This is a genomic window from Chitinophaga sp. CF118 (assembly GCF_900112615.1).
GTDB lineage: Bacteria > Bacteroidota > Bacteroidia > Chitinophagales > Chitinophagaceae > Chitinophaga.
In genome coordinates this window covers 899,910-918,401 of the sequence record NZ_FOMK01000002.1, presented here as the reverse complement: position 1 = coordinate 918,401, position 18,492 = coordinate 899,910, and the positions used below count along the sequence as shown (strand labels likewise).

Here is an 18,492-nt window from a genome sequence, read left to right as displayed (position 1 = left end):
CAGAATGGGCGAAATTTGGAAGTACTTTCGTAATATTATAATATCTGAGGTCTCGAATGTATTTGGTTCAGTACTAAAATAACAGGGGGATATTTCCAGATATTTTATCCATATTATTAGAAATATCTATCAATAATATCTTTCATCGTTTCTTTAGTCAGAGGTTTTGTTATATAATGCGAGACAATTTTCCACATTTTAACTCTTTCCAGATCGTCAGAATTATCAGAAGTGGTGAGCATAATAATTATTGCCTGGCTCTGTAATTCTTTGTCAAGCTGATTATATTCATTCAGAAATTCCCAACCATTCATTCCTGGCATATTGATATCCAAAAAAATCAGGTCAGAGCGTGGATCTTTCTTTGATTTTAAATATTCTAATGCCGTTTTTCCTGAGTTTTTAGTAATAACGATAGTTGCCAAATCAGATTTTTTGATCTCTCTTTCATGAAAGAAATTGTCATCTGAGCTATCATCAACCAACATTATGCAGTTTAATTTCTTATTCATAAAGTTAGATTTGATATGGTGAAATGAAATTTGGTTCCTTGGTCAGGAGTTGATTCAACCCAGATTTCCCCCTGATGTAATTGAACTATTTTTTTGCAATTGGCAAGGCCAATTCCGCTCCCTTCATATTTTTCTTTGGTTTCTAAACGCTGAAAGATGTCAAATATCCTTTGGAAATGGGCAGGGTCAATTCCTATTCCATTATCACTTACTGTGAATTTCCACGCATTTTTTATTTTTTCAGAAGATATTTGAATTTTGGGTTGAGTGTTTTCTTTTTGAAATTTAATCGCATTAGTAATAAGATTTTGAAACACCTGACTAATTTCAATTTCAAATACATTCAACTTAGGCATTTCTAACACTTCAATTACCGCGTTGGAGGATTTTATCATAGTCTCAAGATCGGCAAGTACATCTTCAATTATTTTTTTGCAATCCTGATAAACGAGTTTTGTATTACGACCTAATCGTGAAAAGTCTAAAAGCGATTTGATCAAACTTTTCATTCTTTTTGTAGCATTGTTTATGGAATGAAGATATCTCATAGCATTCTCATCTAACAGCTCTGAATAATCTTCCTCAAATACCTTCATGTAATTAGAAACTGTGCGAAGCGGTTCCTGTAGGTCATGTGAAGCTACATAGGCAAATTGCTCAAGCACTTTATTGGTATTCATTAATTCTGTGGCCTTTTTTTCTTTTTCTTCGCTTTGAAAAGCAAGTTCATTGTTGATAATGGTCAATTCCGCTGCCCGGTTTTCCCTCTCTGTGTTTTGAATAGCAAGTTCCTTATTAGCAATGATTAACTCATCAACTCTTTTACGTTCGGTAATATCTGCTCTTATGGCAATGTATTGGTAAGGTTTGTTCTCTTCATTCAGAAAAGGAACAATGGTAGTATCCACCCAGTAAATGGTTCCATCCTTTGCTTTGTTTTTTAATTCACCTTTCCAGATTTTTCCATTTGCAATGGTTACCCATAGGCCGCGGATAAATTCTTTCGGATGAAAGCCTGAGTTGATAATTCGATGATCCTGGTCAATTAATTCCTGTCGGTCGTATTTAGAAATTTTACAGAAATTGTCATTGGCATACTTAATAATTCCTTTCTGGTCTGTGATGGCAACAATGGAAGATTCTTCCAGTGCGTATTTGTAATCAGAAACTTCTTTCAAACTCTGCACTAAATTCTCTTCAACTCTTTTTCTTTCAGTAATATCAGCCCTTATTGCAACATATTGATATGGCTTGTCTTGCTCATTCAGAAAAGGAACAATGGTAGTATCCACCCAGTAAATGGTTCCATCCTTTGCTTTGTTTTTTAATTCACCCTTCCATATTTTTCCATTAGCAATGGTTACCCATAAATCACGGATAAATTCTTTCGGGTGGAAACCTGAGTTGATAATTCGATGATCCTGACCAATTAATTCCTGTCGGTCGTATTTAGAAATTTTACAGAAATTATCATTGGCATACTTAATAATTCCTTTCTGGTCAGTAATGGCAACAATGGAAGATTCTTCCAGTGCGTATTTGTAATCAGAAACTTCTTTCAAACTTTGTACTAAATTTTCTTCAGCCCTTTTTCTTTCAGTAATATCAGCCCTTATTGCAACATATTGATATGGTTTGCCTTGCTCATTCAGAAAAGGAACAATGGTAGTATCCACCCAGTAAATGGTTCCATCCTTTGCTTTGTTTTTTAATTCACCCTTCCATATTTTTCCATTAGCAATGGTTACCCATAATTCGCGGATAAATTCTTTCGGGTGGAAACCTGAGTTGATAATTCGATGATCCTGACCAATTAATTCCTGTCGGTCGTATTTAGAAATTTTGCAGAAATTATCATTTGCATACTTAATAATTCCTTTCTGGTCTGTAATGGCAACAATGGAAGATTCTTCCAATGCGTATTTGTAATCAATGGACTCTTTAAGGCTCTTTTGTAACTTCGCTGTAATTTTTTTATTTTGGAAAACAAGCTCATCTTTAACAATAATTAATTCTGCCGCCAGCTTTTCTTTTTCTTCAAGGAGTAACGCAATTTCTTTGTTCGCAAGAGCTAACTCTGCGGCTCGTTTTTCTTTTTCTTCATCTTGAAAAGCAAGCTCTTGTTTTGTGATGGTTATGCTCATCTTGTTTATGGGTAGATCATTTATAAAAAAATGGAGGGGTTCATCTGTAATATGAACTGTAAGGTATGCATATATTGCGCCATTTCTGGAATTTATTAGCCAGGGTTAACTACCTGATTCAGCAATATGGGAAAGTACACGTTTCAACACAAGAAACCGCTATTTTATAATAAACTTGCGAGGGCAAATACAGTTGGAATCCGGCTGGATTCATTTATCTAGTAGCTGGTCAGATTTACAGGCAAGAAGAAATAATTTAGCATTAGGGTTTCAAAGTATTTTATCTGAAACGAGAAAGGGTATCTGTAAAAGGGTGCCTTTTTTATGCCTGTAAGTGTGGTGTAGATAGGAGATTTAGAATAATTTCATAGGGAAAACCAAAATGAAGCATATATAAAGCATATCTCTTAAAGTATGCTTCATTTATGCTTTATATATGCTTTACATATGCTTTATATATGCTTTATCTCTCTAGATTGTATGATGCCAGAGAGTTTCAGGTACTTTGTTTTTCCGGAATATGAAAGAAATTACAGCTAAAGAGGATAAAAATGGAGGGGTTTTGAGGCTTGGGACTTTGTAAACGTTAGCTTTCCGGTGGTTTTGGGAATGATATCAGCGATGTATGGAGTGAAGCGATCCTGAAAAGGACCAGACTGCTGCCGTGTTCAGAAAGGCAGGTACCCTGCCCAACGGGGAGGTAATATGAATCCTGATATACCGGATTACTAGCAGACAGGGTCATAGATAAATTAAGGTACTTTAATTTATCTATGACCCTGTCTGCTAGTTTTAATTAATTGCGTGCTACTAGCTTTTTAAGGCTTTCTCAATACTCTTGTCTGGGACTATCCACATAATTGCCATTACGAAAAGTAATATGCCTGATACCAATGGACTGATGTAAGCAAAAATTACCGCTAATGAATAGCCAACTATTGATACCAATCCTTTCCTGTTAAGGTTTTTAAATGCGATTTTAAATGCAGCTAAATCGTGAGTGTTTTTCTCTACAGCTTTCTGTAAAATTACAAAAGCAATTCCGGAAATTAATAATAGAATGGCGTAAACTAATATTGTATTTGATGCAAAATTATTTTCTCCCATCCAACCTGTTGCGATTGGAATTAAAGACAGCCAGAATAATAAATTTAAATTTGCCCAAATGATACCTGACGTTACTGTTTTTAGTGAGTATATTAAATGATGATGATTTCCCCAATAAATTCCGATAAAAAGAAAACTCATTAAATAACTTATTAAAAAAGGAATAAGTGATTGCAATGCTGACCATTCACTATTATGGGGTATTTTTATTTCTAATACCATTATAGTAATAATGATTGCCAAAACGCCATCGCTAAAGGCTTCTAATCTGTTTTTGTTTATTGCCATTTTTGTTAATTTACTTTTAGCTAATAACCACGCTAACGCAATTTAACATTTTCGCCGATATACTTCGGGATCATTTCTGTATAGAAACCGCCCTTTATTAAAAATGTGCAATCTAAACCGAGATTTACAGCTAAAGTATGCGTCTCTGCCCTCACTTGAGATAAAACCTATATTGGGGGCCTGGTTCTAACCTTTTCTATTTTTTTGACGTTTAAAAAACTCAATTCGTTTCTTATACTCCGTTTCACTTTGTTGCTTTGCCCTGGAGTCCCAATTTGTTCTCTTTTGATCTATTGAAATAGCCAAAGTAGCACAGTCAATCGCCTCTTCATATTTCTTTTGCATTTCCAGAATGTCAACTTTTTGTCTGTAGTACCAGGATTCGCTTTTCATTGCAATTGCTTTGTCAATGAGTACCGCCGCTCGATCTAAATCCTTGTTTAGGTAGTAATAGTACTCTGCCGCTGCCGCGTATTCGTCTGAATTTCGTGACTTATCTGTCAACAGATATTGTTGAATAAAATCATTGACTAGTTTGTCTGATTCTGTTTTTACCTGGAATGAAATCTGGGTATTCTCCCACGAAAGGTAGACGATGGCATTGTTTGGTACTATGTCGATGTCTATGGTTAGTGATTCGTAGTATCGATTTGTCGGGTGCGCCTTTACTTTGAATCGAATTATATCCTTTGTCGCGTTGTACAAAGTTACTCCGTAAAGAGTCGTGTCCTTATTCAATATCACAGTCCATTCGCTGGTGCCTGGAATAGTAAAGATGGAGTAAGTCCCTTTGCTTATGTTTTTATTGCCGATAACAACAGCCTTACTGAATCCAATCTTTGTACAATTTCCTGCACCAGTTCTCCACAATTTGTCGTACTGAACTAATTCGCCAAATACTTTGCGTCCCCGAGCTGCTGGTCTCTCGTAGTCTACTGAAATGTTCGTTAGTCCAATATTTTGCTCAATTCTTCCTTTCGGACTTAGACTAGGAAAGATTGTTTGCGAAAAAGAAACAAATGTCACAGTTAGGAAAAATATAATTAAAAGTGTCCTCATTTTTAGTCTTTTTCGAGACCACAGTCTCGGACAGCACCTTGCCCATAATATTTTATTTTCCCCTAGAATCGCCCTGAGAATAATGAGCCATCTATCAAGGTAGAGGCTGGACGAAAATAATTTTCTGATCATAAGTTAATGCTTAAAATAATTTTAATAAAACAAACCTAATCTACCTGATTTTTAAACCCAGAAACTAATTGTAAAAAATTGTAAATTGGAATGTAAAATTTTTGTAAACATTAAAGCAATAGTAAGTCCCTTTTCTATTATAAGCGAAATTGCCCAATTGGTGGGCAATTAGCTGAAAAACCCAGATTCATTTTAAGGGTTCTAAAATTCCCTTTTCCCCCTATTCCTTCAGGAAGATTAGTTTTTGTAATTGTTCTTTTTTTAGTACCTCTTCGAAATTACTGGCTATTATCCGGGAACCGGGCAAAATAAATAGCGCCCTCACGCGTCAGGTGCTACGTAAACAGTCTGCTATTTTTACACATAATTAATTATGGAACGGCATTTTTTCCGTAATGCGTAAACTGTTTTCCTAATTCGATAAACAACCCCGGAACACTTGTTCGTAGGTTTGCGCCGCGTTTACAATTCATCAGCTAATCAACTTATATGCATTTCAAATTTAACCGACTTTCTGGACTGTTATGTGTCCTGTGTGCTATGTTCATGGCTATGCCAGCTTTTTCCAACGATGAGCCACTTTCTGCAATCAAAGGTAAAGTACTTACAGGCGAGGGAACTCCTGTAGCCTATGTAGCTGTACAAATCAAAGAAAAGAACAAAGGAACAATGACGAATGAAAATGGGGAATTCGTTTTCAAAAGACTGCATGCAGGCCATTATACCCTGCAGGTGATATTAATGGGATATCAGAGTGTTACGAAAGAAGTAGACTTGACTGACGATCAGATATTGAATGTAAGTATACAGCTGGAAGCAACCAACCAGCAACTGCAGGAAATCATTGTTAGCAGCAACAGAAATAAGTATAAAACAGACGGTGTATCCAGTACGCTGCGTCTGAAAACCCGTCTGCTGGACATTCCACAGAATATCCAGGTGATTTCTTCTTCACTGATCGCTGATCAGCAGACTTTCGACATCGTGGACGGTATCACCCGTAACGTGAGTGGTGCTACCCGCGTAGGTCACTGGGATAACCAATACGCTCAGATCCGTATGAGAGGTTCTAAAATCCCTGCTTTCCGTAATGGTATGAACATTGAAGCCAGCTGGGGGCCAACCGCAGAAGACGCTGCAATGATCGATCGTATTGAATTCGTAAAAGGCCCGGCAGGTTTCATGCTTTCTGCAGGTGAGCCAGGTGGCTTTTACAACGTAGTAACCAAAAAACCTACCGGTGTTACACAGGGTTCAGTAAATCTGAGCATGGGTAGCTTCAGCACTTATCGCGCAGCATTGGACTTTGACGGTAAACTGAGCAAAGACGGTAAACTGCTGTATAGACTGAACATGGCTGGTCAGCAGAAAGACTTCTACACCAAATACAACTATAGCAACCGTTATATGATTGCTCCGGTGTTGAAATACCTGGTAGATGATAAAACTTCCATTACACTGGAATATACTTTCCAGGGTTCCAGATACCTGGGTAACGGTAACTACCAGTTCTCCGCTAAGAAACTGGCAGACGAAGATATCTCCAATGATTTCTTCTATGGTGACCCTTCCCTGGAACCAGGTCGTCTGAAAGATCACAGCGTATATGTATACCTGGATCACAAACTGAATGACAGATGGGATGCGCATGCGCAGGTTGCTTACTTCAACTTTAGCATGGTAGCTAACAGCGTATGGGCTAACAGCGTAACCCAAAGCGGCGATATGGACCGTTACTTCAGTATTGGCGATGAAGCGGGTGAAAACAAATTTGGACAGGTATCCCTGTCAGGTGAAGAATACACTGGTAATGTTCGTCACAGAATTCTCGCAGGTATTGATATGGGTAACAAGAAATTCTGGGGTGACTTCCGAACATTGGATCAAAGCCTGGGACTGAGAGGTGGTCAGAAATTCAATGTGTACAATCCAGTTTACGGTATTCCTTTTGACTCCATTCCAACTATCGACCGTTCCAGGAGCGTCAGAACACGAGCTGGTGCAAGTGCCTATATCTCTTCAGTGAACTATACTTCCGCATATGCACAGGATGAACTGGCATTCTTCAATGACAGACTGCGACTGACAATGGCCGTACGTTTCACTCATTCTGAAACTGTTGGTCAGACAAAAGCTGCCAGCCTGGTGAACAATACTGTAACACCAAGAATTGGTCTGAGCTACTCTATCAATAAGTCTACTTCCGTTTATGCTTTGTATGATCAGTCATTCGTTCCTCAGACCGGACTGGATTCTAACCTGCAGGCATTCCAACCTGTAAAAGGTAATGACATCGAAGCTGGTATCAAAAAAGAATGGTTCGGTGGCCGCTGGGTATCATCATTGACTGCTTATCGCATCCTGCGTGAGAACGCAAAAGTGAGCCTGGGTATCAAAGACAGCCGTGGTGCAGACGTAGTGGAAGCACTGGGACAAACTGAAAGTAAAGGTATCGAAGCTGACATCAGTGGTGAGATCCTACCTGGTCTGAATGTGAACGTTAACTACGCATACACGTACTCTAAAGTGGCCAGAGATGCGTCTAACAAAACAGAAGCAAATACTACTGTAGGTAACCTGACACCCAATACTGCTGCACACGTTACCAACGCATGGTTATCATACCGCATAGGTAAAGGTCCGCTGACTGGTTTCGGCGCTTCAGCAGGTATGCAGTGGCTGGCAGATCGCACATACGGTACTACCAGAACCTTTAACATGCCTAACTACTTCCGTACTGATGCTGGTCTGAACTATTCAAAAGGCAAATACAATATCTCTTTCCTGGTGAATAACCTGGCAGATAACCGTAAACTGCTGACAGCTGCATCTTTCTCTGCAGGTTACTATAGCTACATCGTGGAAGCCCGTCGCAACTTCCGTATGACTGTAGCTTACCGCTTCTGAGGTTAATTCTTCATTAGGAGCTGAATTACATTAAGATCATTTATGATTCGGTTCGAATATTGTTCCATCCGGCCCGCTCGAAAGGGACAAATCATCACAAGTATGATTTGTCCCTTTTTCGTTTTCAGGAGATTGTCCGACAGAGGAAGGTAAAGTCTTCATGGCTATCATATTAACAGGTCGTTACTATGCATTCTACACGTAAACGGTTTTATCTGTTTTCTCCTGCACTGACAGGTACATAAGTAGCAGGATATAATTTCCTGAACATTACGTACGTTACCGTGATAATGGTAAATGCAATGATGGCATCAATGGTGGCTGCAAATCCCAGCACTGCGATCTTAGAGAAGAATGCAAACAAGATGTCGAAGAAGATCCCTGCAAATACCCATTCTTTTAAACGAAGTAGTTTGTTCGGGATGAGTAATACGGCAATACCGGAGAGTTTGAAAATACCCAGGATATATATAAAATGAGCAGGATAACCGAGTTGTTGTGTAATACCCCATACGATAGGATTGGTGGTGAGCTCGAAAAATCCACTAGCGCCAAACCATAAGGAAATTAATATTGCGCCTGTCCAGTAAATTGCTTTTGAAGTCTGTGAGTTCATAACATTTAGTTTTTTGTGTTTTGTGATTGTGATGACACAAAGTTGCGTTGAACTTACCCGGTTGCATAGGATGGATTTCGTGAAGTGGACAGGTTAAGGGGGCAATTGGACAATCCTGAGGTTAACGTTGATATACTCTCCCTGAAAAATAGCGTAGTTGCGATACTAAACGATGTCCTATCTGTAGACTTATCTATAATTCCTATTGATACGCCGGAGAATATTCTGATGTATAAGCTGAAATAGAATGGAAATTAAGAATATTTGTCTATAATTAGGTTAAAAAACTATAATTTTACAAATATTAAGAAAATAAAACTGAGTATCATAAAAGTAGAAGAATGAATAGTAGTCTTAGGAGTAAAATTTTAGAAGGAAACGCAGGACTGGTTTTTTATAGTTTAACACCTCCAAAAATTACAACTGAAGAGGCAAAGGTTCTAACGATAGCCAATAATCAAATTGAGCGACTCAAAAATCTCAATATTGATGCATTGATCTTATACGATATTCAGGATGAAACTTTAAGAACAGAAAAGGAAAGAACTTTTTCATTCATTCCTACTATTACACCGGAACTTTATGGGAGAAATTTTATTTCTGAATTATCTATTCCCAAGATCATATACAAAAGTATTGCAAATCAAACAAGAGAGGAGTTTGAGAATTGGCTAAAGCAAAATGAAGATTTAGAGTATACTGTTTTTGTTGGAGCTTCTTCACATCAACAGATTGAAGCCACAAATTTTTCCTTATCAGATGCTTATAACTTAAAGAAAAAATATTCCCCCAATACATTACTTGGAGGCATTACAATACCTGAGCGGCATAGTAAAAAAAAGGATGAGCATCTTAGAATTTTTAACAAAATAGAATACGGGTGTAGTTTCTTTGTTTCCCAGTGTGTTTATAATATAAATGACACAAAAAACCTATTATCAGATTATTTTTACAATTCTTTAGAACGGGAGTGTAATATTGCACCAATTATTTTTACGTTAGCCCCTTGCGGCTCCCTTAAAACACTCCAGTTTATGGAGTGGCTAGGGATTGAGGTACCTGGATGGCTTTATAACGATTTGAAGCATTCCAAAGATATCCTTGAAGCTTCAATAAATACCTCAACTAACATAGCAATCGAAATTCTTAACTACGCAAATAAAAAAAATATACCTGTAGGGTTTAACGTAGAAAGTATTTCAATCAAGAAAGAGGAGATAAATGCTGCGCAAGAAATATTAAATAATATTTTAAATCTGTTAAAACCAGGTAAACAACTATTGTAGAATTCTTCAGTAATAATAAGTGTTATATCCAGGACGTTAAAGTGTTTACATCAAACCGCCAACAATTTGATGATGTAGTTCTTATTGCCCCTCAAGCCCTCTGGTTGTATGGAAAACGTCCCTGCTTCCATCATTATTGTGCAAAAAAAATATAGTTGAAAAACGGTGTTTTGATACGTCATACCTTGTATTTTTGGCTTTGTACATCTCTAAAAAAGCCATCAATATGATAGCGGGAATTTTTGTACCCTGAATGCTTCGCATTTCTTCGCGAAATTTTGTATCGATAAAAAGAAAAAGAATGAACACATATGTAATTTGTTTTCAGGAGATCGACATATCAAAGTTTATGGCAGTAGGAGGGAAGGGCGCTAATCTGGGCGAACTGTCCGGAATCAAGGATATACAAGTGCCAGAGGGTTTTTGCGTTACCACCGAAGCATATAAAAAAGTAACCGGAAGTAATCAGGAGCTTAACAGTTTGTTGGATGAATTAACGCGTCTTAAGCTGGAAGAGAGGGGAAATATCAGGGAGATAAGTGCAAAAATCCGTATGGTCATTGAAAGAATACCCATCTCTAAGGATATAGCAGCAGAGATTATGGGGTATCTCGCAAAGTTTGGTGAAAAAGATGCCTTTGCTGTACGGTCCAGTGCTACGGCGGAAGATCTGCCGACGGCGTCCTTTGCAGGCCAGCAGGACACGTATTTGAACATTATCGGGAAAACGGAAGTCTTAAAGCATATCAGCAGGTGCTGGGCATCGCTGTTTACCGAAAGGGCCGTCTTTTACCGCCTGCAGAATGGCTTTGACCACCGTAAAGTTCTCCTGTCTGTGGTTGTTCAGAAGATGGTCTTCCCGCAGGCGGCAGGAATTTTGTTTACGGCCGATCCTATCACTTCCAACAGGAAAGTGTTATCCATTGATGCCAGCTTCGGACTTGGTGAGGCCATGGTCTCCGGTCTGGTAAATGCGGATCTTTATAAAGTCTGTAATGGCAGGGTGATAGATAAGAAGATATCCACCAAGAAGTTGGCTATTTATGCTTTAAAAGATGGCGGTACAAAAGAAGAGAAGATTGAGCCGGAGAGGCAGAATATGCAAGTGCTGACGGATGAGCAGATTTTACAGCTTGAGCGTATGGCCAGAAAGATCGAAGAACATTTCGGCAGTCCCCAGGACATCGAATGGTGTTTGGTTGATGACACATTTTATATTGTCCAGAGTAGGCCTATCACTACATTATACCCGATCCCTGAAGCGAATGATCAGGAAAATCACGTCTATGTATCTGTTGGTCATCAGCAAATGATGACCGATGCCATGAAACCATTGGGATTGTCTTTTTTCCTGTTAGTAACCTCAGCATCCATGCATAAAGCTGGTGGAAGGTTGTTTGTTGATATTACACCTCTGCTGGCTTCACCTGCCGGTAGAGAAACTGTAGTAAATGTCACACTGGGAAAATCCGATCCGCTCATAAAAGACGCACTTACAACCATCATAGAGCGGGGAGATTTTATACCGGATAATAAAGAAGAACCAGGTCCCGGTAAAAGCAATAAAAGTGTGTCGCTTCGGAATTATCAAACACTAAACGAATACGATCCGGCAATCGTTTCTGATTTGATCAAAAGTAGTCAGACATCGATAGAAGCGTTAAAATATAACATCCAGACGAAATCAGGATCGGATCTGTTGGATTTTATCCTGGAAGATATCCGGCAGTTAAAGAAGATCTTATCTAACCCACAAAGTTTTGGTGTGATTATGACTGGTATGAATGCCTCCTCATGGGTCAATGAAAAAATGTACGAATGGTTAGGTGAGAAAAATGCCGCAGACGTGCTTTCTCAATCTGCACCAAACAATATTACTTCGGAAATGGGACTGGAGCTATTAGATGTTGCAGATGTGATTCGTCCTTATCCGGAAGTAATTGAATATTTGCAACAGGTAAAAGATGATAACTTTTTGAATGAACTGGTTCAATTTGATGGTGGCCGGGAAACCCGGGACGCTATTGATGCTTTTCTCAACAAATACGGAATGCGATGTGCCGGAGAAATCGATATTACTAAAACCCGTTGGAGCGAAAAACCAACTATCCTGGTTCCTCTGATTCTTAGTAATATCAAAAACTTTGAGCCGAATGCCAGCAATCGGAAATTTGAGCAGGGACTACAGGAGGCTTTGAAACAAGAACAAGCATTATTGGATCGGTTGAAGCAATTGCCAGATGGTGAACAAAAAACCAGAGAAACAAAACGAATGATCAACCTGATCCGCAATTTCGCCGGTTATCGCGAATATCCCAAATACAGCATCATCAGTCGCTACTTCTTTTATAAGCAGGCTTTACTGAAAGAAGCTGAACAACTCGTACAAGCCAACGTTATTCATGAAAACGAGGATATATACTATCTCACTTTTGAAGAACTTCATGAAGTCGTACGCACAAATAAACTGGATTATGAGATCATCAGCAAACGAAAAGACGAATACAAATTATATGAAAAACTAACTCCCCCGCGTGTTATCACGTCTGATGGTGAAATCATTGCTGGTGAATACAAACGGGGAAATCTCCCGACCGAAGCTATTATAGGTCTGCCTGTTTCTTCCGGAGTTGCAGAGGGACGGGCACGCGTTATTTTAAACATGGAAGAAGCAGATCTGGAAGAGGGAGATATATTAGTCACCTCCTTTACTGATCCCAGCTGGACACCATTGTTTGTATCCATAAAGGGGCTGGTTACCGAAGTTGGCGGACTGATGACCCATGGAGCAGTCATCGCGCGTGAATATGGCTTACCAGCAGTTGTAGGAGTGGAGAATGCCACTAAATTGATAAAAGACGGACAACGAATTCGCGTGAATGGAACGGACGGGTATCTGGAAATACTATAAATTGAGATTATGCATTATTCTTTCTAATATTTTTTTTGCCGGCTCGTTATTAGAATTCATTTCAATTGACTTTTGATACATCAGGATAGCTTCCTCCTTTTTACCGTTTTGTAAAAGGGCCTTGCCATAACTGTCATAAGTATTCCAACTTTCCGGATACAGGATAGTACATAGTTTTAAAGCTTCTAATGCTGCTTCGGTATGGTTGTCACTCAGCAATTCCAAACCTAATTCGTTGAGTTCCCGTTCATCCGTAAAATAATGAGCAGTGTCTGACTTTAACAGGTTAAAACGTGTGATGGCAGGATCAGCGCCTTTTGTATATAAGGTTTTAGCATAAAGGAGAAAAAGAGATTGTTTATATCTGATTTCAGGAAAATAGTTGGTTTGGCTCAAAATATTAAAGCTTTCCTTACAGGCTTTTCCAAAACCGCTACTCTCGGCATTATCGATAAGGATTATGGTTCTATGATGGGTAAGATCGCGTAAATAGAAGCTGAAAAATCCAGGTTCTCTTCCCGTATGCATTACAATTTTTCCGGCACTCGAATCATTCAGAAGGAACCAGCCGATACCATAGGAAGCGCGTCCAAACTCACCATCAGCCTGGGTCGGTAATTCGTTTAACAAGTGTGATGGTGTGAGCATTTTTGAAATAGTCGCAGGCTTTAATAACATGTTATTCTGCAAAGCCTTGTCATAATTGAATAGATCTCCGGTAGTACTGACAATATTGGTAGGTCCTTCAAACCCGCGCATATTATAGCTCCAATGGTGTACCTTTTTACTGTTGTTTATAGTCTCAAGATCGCCAAGATAGTGAGCGCGGACCAAATACCCGGTGACCTGGTTTGTGGAAGGTATCTGCGGATGAAGTAAATAGGTGTGTTCCATTTTTGCCGGTAAAAAAATATGTTGTTTCAGATAATCATGAAAGGATTCTTTACTTACTTTTTCAACCAGTAAGGCTAATAGCGCATAACCCATATTACAGTAGCGCCATTGAGTACCTGCAGTAAAGGCACCGGGCTTTTTTAAGGCTTTTATGGCTGGGATAATGTCCTGATTGCTAAAAATAGTGTCCGGTTGCTTTTCGATGATGGGAAAGAACAACTCTTCCTTATCCGGGATACCGGAGGTATGAGTCAGTAACTGGTAAATAGTAACGGCAGGATAAGGGAAACCGGGAAAATATTTAACAAAAGTGTCCTCCAGTTTTAGTTTCCCTTTTTCCTGAAGCTGAAGAACAGCGACAGCAGTAAATGTTTTGGAGACTGAGCCAATCTGAAAACAGGATGAATCATTATTCAGTTTTTGTTGCTCAAAATTGGCAAACCCCATAGAACGTTTGTATACGATTTTCCCATTTTCGGCTATAAGTACATTTCCGTTGAAAGCATGATCGTGATCCAACGCTGAGAAAAGGCTGTCAAGTCTTTGTGTGGTAGTTTGAGCAGATAAATTTAGCTTGAACATCATCAATGTGCTTAGGGAAAGTATTATACACCTGATCTTTTTCATATTAATATTTAATCGGTATTCAAAAGGCAATCCAATACGTTGCCAATTTTTAATGTATTGGTAGTTAATAATTTATTGCCATTTTAATGATTCCTGGTGTGCAGTTTTGATACAGGTGTGTTCAGATACGAACAGTTTTGTAACTCAGGATTATTAACTGATCTCATTTTCTTACTGCAGTATTACGAGAGTAAACAACAAAGATGTATATCCTGAATTATGGTGTAACAGGGTAATTAAAATGGACAAAACACCAAAGTGCGGAGCCTTTACACTGGTGAATCCTTAAATTATGATGTTTCAGCCCTAAACAACTACTCAGGAATACAACCGTGGCGCCCGGTTAATGACTTCCTGCCATATCAGCTGTTTCTGGCATTGCGCGAATCATTATTTATTAATCATTAAAACTTCCCAAATGAAAATCTTACCTCCCCAAGGCGGCTTCAGTGTTTTGCAGCCAAAAGGAATTTTATGTGTTTTTATGCTCTCTGTGCTTTTACTAAGCGCTTGCAGGAAAACTTCAATAGAAACGGAGAGAAACGGACTAGTTGCTTCAGATAACCAAACAGCTCTGATAAGTGCTGCTGCCGTAGATCCCACCAGTGGATGGACACAGACATCTTATACCTATAACATTCAATCTCCGTGGAATCTTTCCCAGGCTAGTCGTTACAGCTATTCCGGAGGAGAACATCGCTTCTGGATATACCCGGGCGATGCTTGTCAATTTGAAGGTTGTACTACAGGGCCTCGTTGTGAATTGCGTATGAATAATAACTATACTTCCGGGAAACACCAGTTTGAAGGGGATGTATACATTGTTTCCGGTTCAGCGGGAACAGATATTATGCAGGTATTCGGAGGAGCAACAAATGCAACGGCTATCATGCTTAAAATTCATTCGACCGGCAGTGGTACTATAAAAAGATATGATAATGAAACGTTGATGACAAATGCTTATAATAAATGGATACACGTAAATGTACAGCATGATGCTGACAATGGTAAGATCTATGTTTACCTGGACGGGACACTTAAAGGAACCTATGCAGATCGCGGCAATGCCACACATTATTTCAAATGCGGTGTGTATAATATATCCGGATCTAAATCTGAAACCCGCTGGAAAAATGTAAAATACTGGAAAAACGGCCCTGTCGGGCAATAATCAGTAGTCTCTTTTATCATAATTATAATGGCGCCTGAAATCTGATCTATATACCGGGGCGGACGCTGGTTTTGCCGATGTTCCGCCCTGTTTTAGCAAATATGAGGAACCGTTCCTGTTGAGCACATTTCACTTTCTCCTGATCTTAAAACACCCTATAATACGAAGGGTAATTCTTTCTCTATCAAGTAGATTGTTTTAGGCAATGATCCTGATTGGGTTAATAAAATAATTGATGTAATAACAGAAAAATATCCTGAAAATATGATCCTGGAGTAACTTTTACTCCCTGGATTGTTATGTCTTTAACTATATAGTATTAATTTAACACAGAAACCCGCTATTTTATTATATACTTGCGGATACTGATAATTAAAGACTTATGAGAAGCATTCTTATTATTCTTATTGTATTGTTAGCTGTTGCTGATAGTTTTGCCCAAACGGCAATACAGTTGGATGCCAGCCGTATTCATTTACCTAATGGATGGTCGCTGACGCCTGCAGGTGAACATCTGCCGCTTGGGGATCTCCCATTGAATATTGCTGTTTCATCTTCCAAAAGATATATTGCTGTAACCAATAACGGGCAAAGTGTACAAAGTATCCAGCTCATTGATGTGAAAACTCAGCAGGTAGTAGATGAAGTGGTGATCCCGAAAAGTTGGTTCGGGCTAAAGTTCAGTGCAGATGAAAAATTCCTTTATGTTTCCGGAGGCAATGATAACCGGATCTTGCAATATTCAGTGCAGCAGAATAAGTTGGTATTGAAAGATAGTATAAAACTGGGTGAAAAATGGCCGGTAAAAATCTCTCCTGCTGGTATTGAGATCGATGATAAGAAACAGATTATGTATGTACTGACAAAGGAGAACAATACCCTTTATATCATTGACCTTGTTACAAAAAACATCAGGCAACAACTGCCTTTGGGCGGAGAAGGATATAATTGTTTGTTGTCATCCGACAAAAAGTCTCTCTATATCACCTGCTGGGGATGCGATAAGATAATGATCTTCGACACTCAGCATAATAGTTTCAGTGGGGAAATTAAAGTGGGTGATAATCCTAATGATTTATGCCTGTCAAAGAATGGGAAATATCTGTATGTTGCCAACGCAAATGATAATTCTGTCTCTGTGATAGATCTTCCGCAAAAGAAGGTAATTGAAACATTAAATACTGCACTTTATCCCAATGCACCTAATGGATCTACTACAAATGGGGTGGCATTGAGTATGGATCAGAAGACGTTGTACATTGCAAATGCAGACAACAACTGTCTGGCAGTATTTGATGTAAGCAAACCAGGTTTCAGCAGGAGTAAAGGATTTATTCCCGTGGGATGGTATCCTACAAATGTGAAAGTGATTGGTAAGAAGATATATGTAGCTAATGGCAAGGGATTCTCATCCATGGCCAATCCTTACGGTCCTAATCCTTTACGGAAAAAGGAAGATGTGGAATATCAGGCAGGAGATCGCAACAGGCCAAAGGAAGTGCAATATATAGGAGGGTTGTTTAAAGGCACACTTAGTATTGTGAGCGAACCAACTGAAAAACAGCTGGCAATATTTTCACAGCAGGTGTATAAAAATACGCCTTATACCAAAGAAAAAGAAAGTATTACAGAAGGAGAACCCGGGAATCCTATTCCTATGAAAACGGGAGCAGCTTCTCCTATCAAATATGTATTTTATATTATCAAGGAGAACCGTACTTATGATCAGGTGTTGGGAGATATGAAAGAAGGGAATGGTGATTCCAGTCTTGTTCTCTTTGGTGAGCAGGTAACGCCAAACTTGCATAAACTCTCAAGGGAATTTGTATTGTTGGATAATTTTTATGTGGATGCAGAAGTGAGTGCAGATGGTCACAACTGGAGCACTGCAGCTTATGCTACTGATTACCTTGAAAAGACATGGCCTACCAGTTATGGCGGGCGTGGAGGTGATTATGACGGAGAAGGGAATCGCGCCATTGCCAATGCACCTAAAGGTTTTATATGGGATCATTGTCAGCGGGCAGGAGTATCTTACCGTACTTACGGAGAATTTGCGGATGATTCCAAGCCGAATATTCCTGTGTTGAAAGGACATGTTTGTCCATATTACAGTGGCTGGGACCTGAACATCCGTGACACCACCCGTTTTAGTCAATGGAAACATGAATTTGATTCGTTACTGATCATAAATGAGGTGCCACACTTTAACTCCCTGAGAATGGGAAATGATCATACGGAAGGGCTGCGCAAAGGCCGGTCGTCACCTAAAGCACATGTAGCAGATAATGACCTGGCAGTAGGCTTGTTCGTGGACTACCTGAGTAAGAGTCCGATATGGAAGGAAAGTGCCGTATTTATTATTGAAGATGATGCACAAAATGGTGCTGATCATGTGGATGCTCACCGTAGCACCGCGTATGTGGCAGGAGGTTTTGTGAAACAGGGGTATGTGGACCACACGATGTATTCTACTTCCTCTATGCTTCGTACAATAGAACTCATACTAGGAATCCCGCCGATGAGCCAGTATGATGCAGCAGCTGTACCTATGTGGAATTGTTTCTCGGCAACTGCCAGTCACCCGGCATTTCAGTCAGTTCCGGCGCAAGTGGATCTCCACGACAAGAATATTGTTGTAAATGAGTGGCAACGTCGTTCAGAGCAGTTTGATCTTTCGAAAGAAGATAACGTACCTGATCTGGAGTTCAATATTGTATTATGGAGTGGATTGAAAGGAACACCCTTTCCTGCACCGAAACGGGCAGCCTTTGTGAATTTATTGAAGAAAGATGATAAAGATGATGATTGATGTTTTTCTCTGAAATGGCTCATGCT

The 18,492-nt window shown here is 39.2% G+C and carries 11 protein-coding genes; 5 read left to right on the top strand and 6 right to left on the bottom strand.

Going from position 1 to position 18,492, the window contains the following annotated elements; genetic code table 11:
- Positions 1–116: 116 nt before the first annotated feature.
- The 4 genes from BM176_RS11860 to BM176_RS11845 form a co-directional block, all read right to left on the bottom strand.
- The gene (locus BM176_RS11860) at positions 117–512 is read right to left on the bottom strand and encodes a response regulator (RefSeq protein WP_090103114.1); all 396 of its coding nucleotides are present in this window, start codon (positions 510–512) and stop codon (positions 117–119) included.
- Entirely contained in the window at positions 509–2,656 is a 2,148-nt protein-coding gene (locus BM176_RS11855; protein WP_090103112.1) for a PAS domain-containing protein, read from the bottom strand. The genes BM176_RS11860 and BM176_RS11855 overlap by 4 nt, the downstream gene beginning before the upstream one ends.
- Before the next feature lie 810 nt (positions 2,657–3,466).
- The gene (locus tag BM176_RS11850; RefSeq protein ID WP_255373495.1) at positions 3,467–4,051 is read right to left on the bottom strand and encodes a TMEM175 family protein; all 585 of its coding nucleotides are present in this window, start codon (positions 4,049–4,051) and stop codon (positions 3,467–3,469) included.
- Positions 4,052–4,237: 186 nt separating this feature from the next.
- The gene (locus BM176_RS11845) at positions 4,238–5,110 is read right to left on the bottom strand and encodes a DUF2911 domain-containing protein (protein ID WP_177230374.1); all 873 of its coding nucleotides are present in this window, start codon (positions 5,108–5,110) and stop codon (positions 4,238–4,240) included.
- 621 nt (positions 5,111–5,731) lie between these two features.
- Between BM176_RS11845 and BM176_RS11840 the strand changes: the two genes are divergently transcribed.
- On the top strand, positions 5,732–8,149 hold the full coding sequence (locus tag BM176_RS11840; RefSeq protein WP_090103100.1) for a TonB-dependent receptor: 2,418 nt from the start codon (positions 5,732–5,734) through the stop codon (positions 8,147–8,149).
- A 211-nt stretch (positions 8,150–8,360) separates the two neighbouring features.
- Here BM176_RS11840 and BM176_RS11835 read toward each other — a convergent pair whose 3' ends face one another.
- Positions 8,361–8,765 (bottom strand): DoxX family protein, encoded by a 405-nt coding sequence (locus BM176_RS11835; protein ID WP_090103099.1) that lies wholly within the window; start codon positions 8,763–8,765, stop codon positions 8,361–8,363.
- 341 nt (positions 8,766–9,106) lie between these two features.
- Here BM176_RS11835 and BM176_RS11830 point away from each other — a divergent pair, with 341 nt between their 5' ends.
- Both BM176_RS11830 and ppsA read left to right on the top strand, forming a co-directional pair.
- Positions 9,107–10,051 carry a methylenetetrahydrofolate reductase gene (locus BM176_RS11830; protein WP_090103098.1) on the top strand — a complete coding sequence of 315 codons (945 nt, stop codon included), beginning with the start codon at positions 9,107–9,109 and terminating at the stop codon, positions 10,049–10,051.
- A gap of 301 nt (positions 10,052–10,352) precedes the next feature.
- Positions 10,353–12,962, top strand: a complete 2,610-nt coding sequence (gene ppsA, locus BM176_RS11820) for a phosphoenolpyruvate synthase (RefSeq protein ID WP_090103094.1) — start codon at positions 10,353–10,355, stop codon at positions 12,960–12,962.
- Here the strand turns inward: ppsA and BM176_RS11815 are convergent.
- Positions 12,957–14,483, bottom strand: coding sequence for a serine hydrolase domain-containing protein (locus BM176_RS11815; protein WP_090103092.1), 1,527 nt, complete (start codon positions 14,481–14,483; stop codon positions 12,957–12,959). The two genes, ppsA and BM176_RS11815, sit on opposite strands and share 6 nt — an antisense overlap.
- 418 nt (positions 14,484–14,901) lie before the next feature.
- Here BM176_RS11815 and BM176_RS11810 point away from each other — a divergent pair, with 418 nt between their 5' ends.
- Both BM176_RS11810 and BM176_RS11805 read left to right on the top strand, forming a co-directional pair.
- Positions 14,902–15,654 carry a polysaccharide lyase family 7 protein gene (locus BM176_RS11810; protein WP_218162188.1) on the top strand — a complete coding sequence of 251 codons (753 nt, stop codon included), beginning with the start codon at positions 14,902–14,904 and terminating at the stop codon, positions 15,652–15,654.
- 382 nt (positions 15,655–16,036) lie between these two features.
- Positions 16,037–18,466 (top strand): bifunctional YncE family protein/alkaline phosphatase family protein, encoded by a 2,430-nt coding sequence (locus tag BM176_RS11805; RefSeq protein ID WP_090103089.1) that lies wholly within the window; start codon positions 16,037–16,039, stop codon positions 18,464–18,466.
- Positions 18,467–18,492 lie beyond the last annotated feature (26 nt).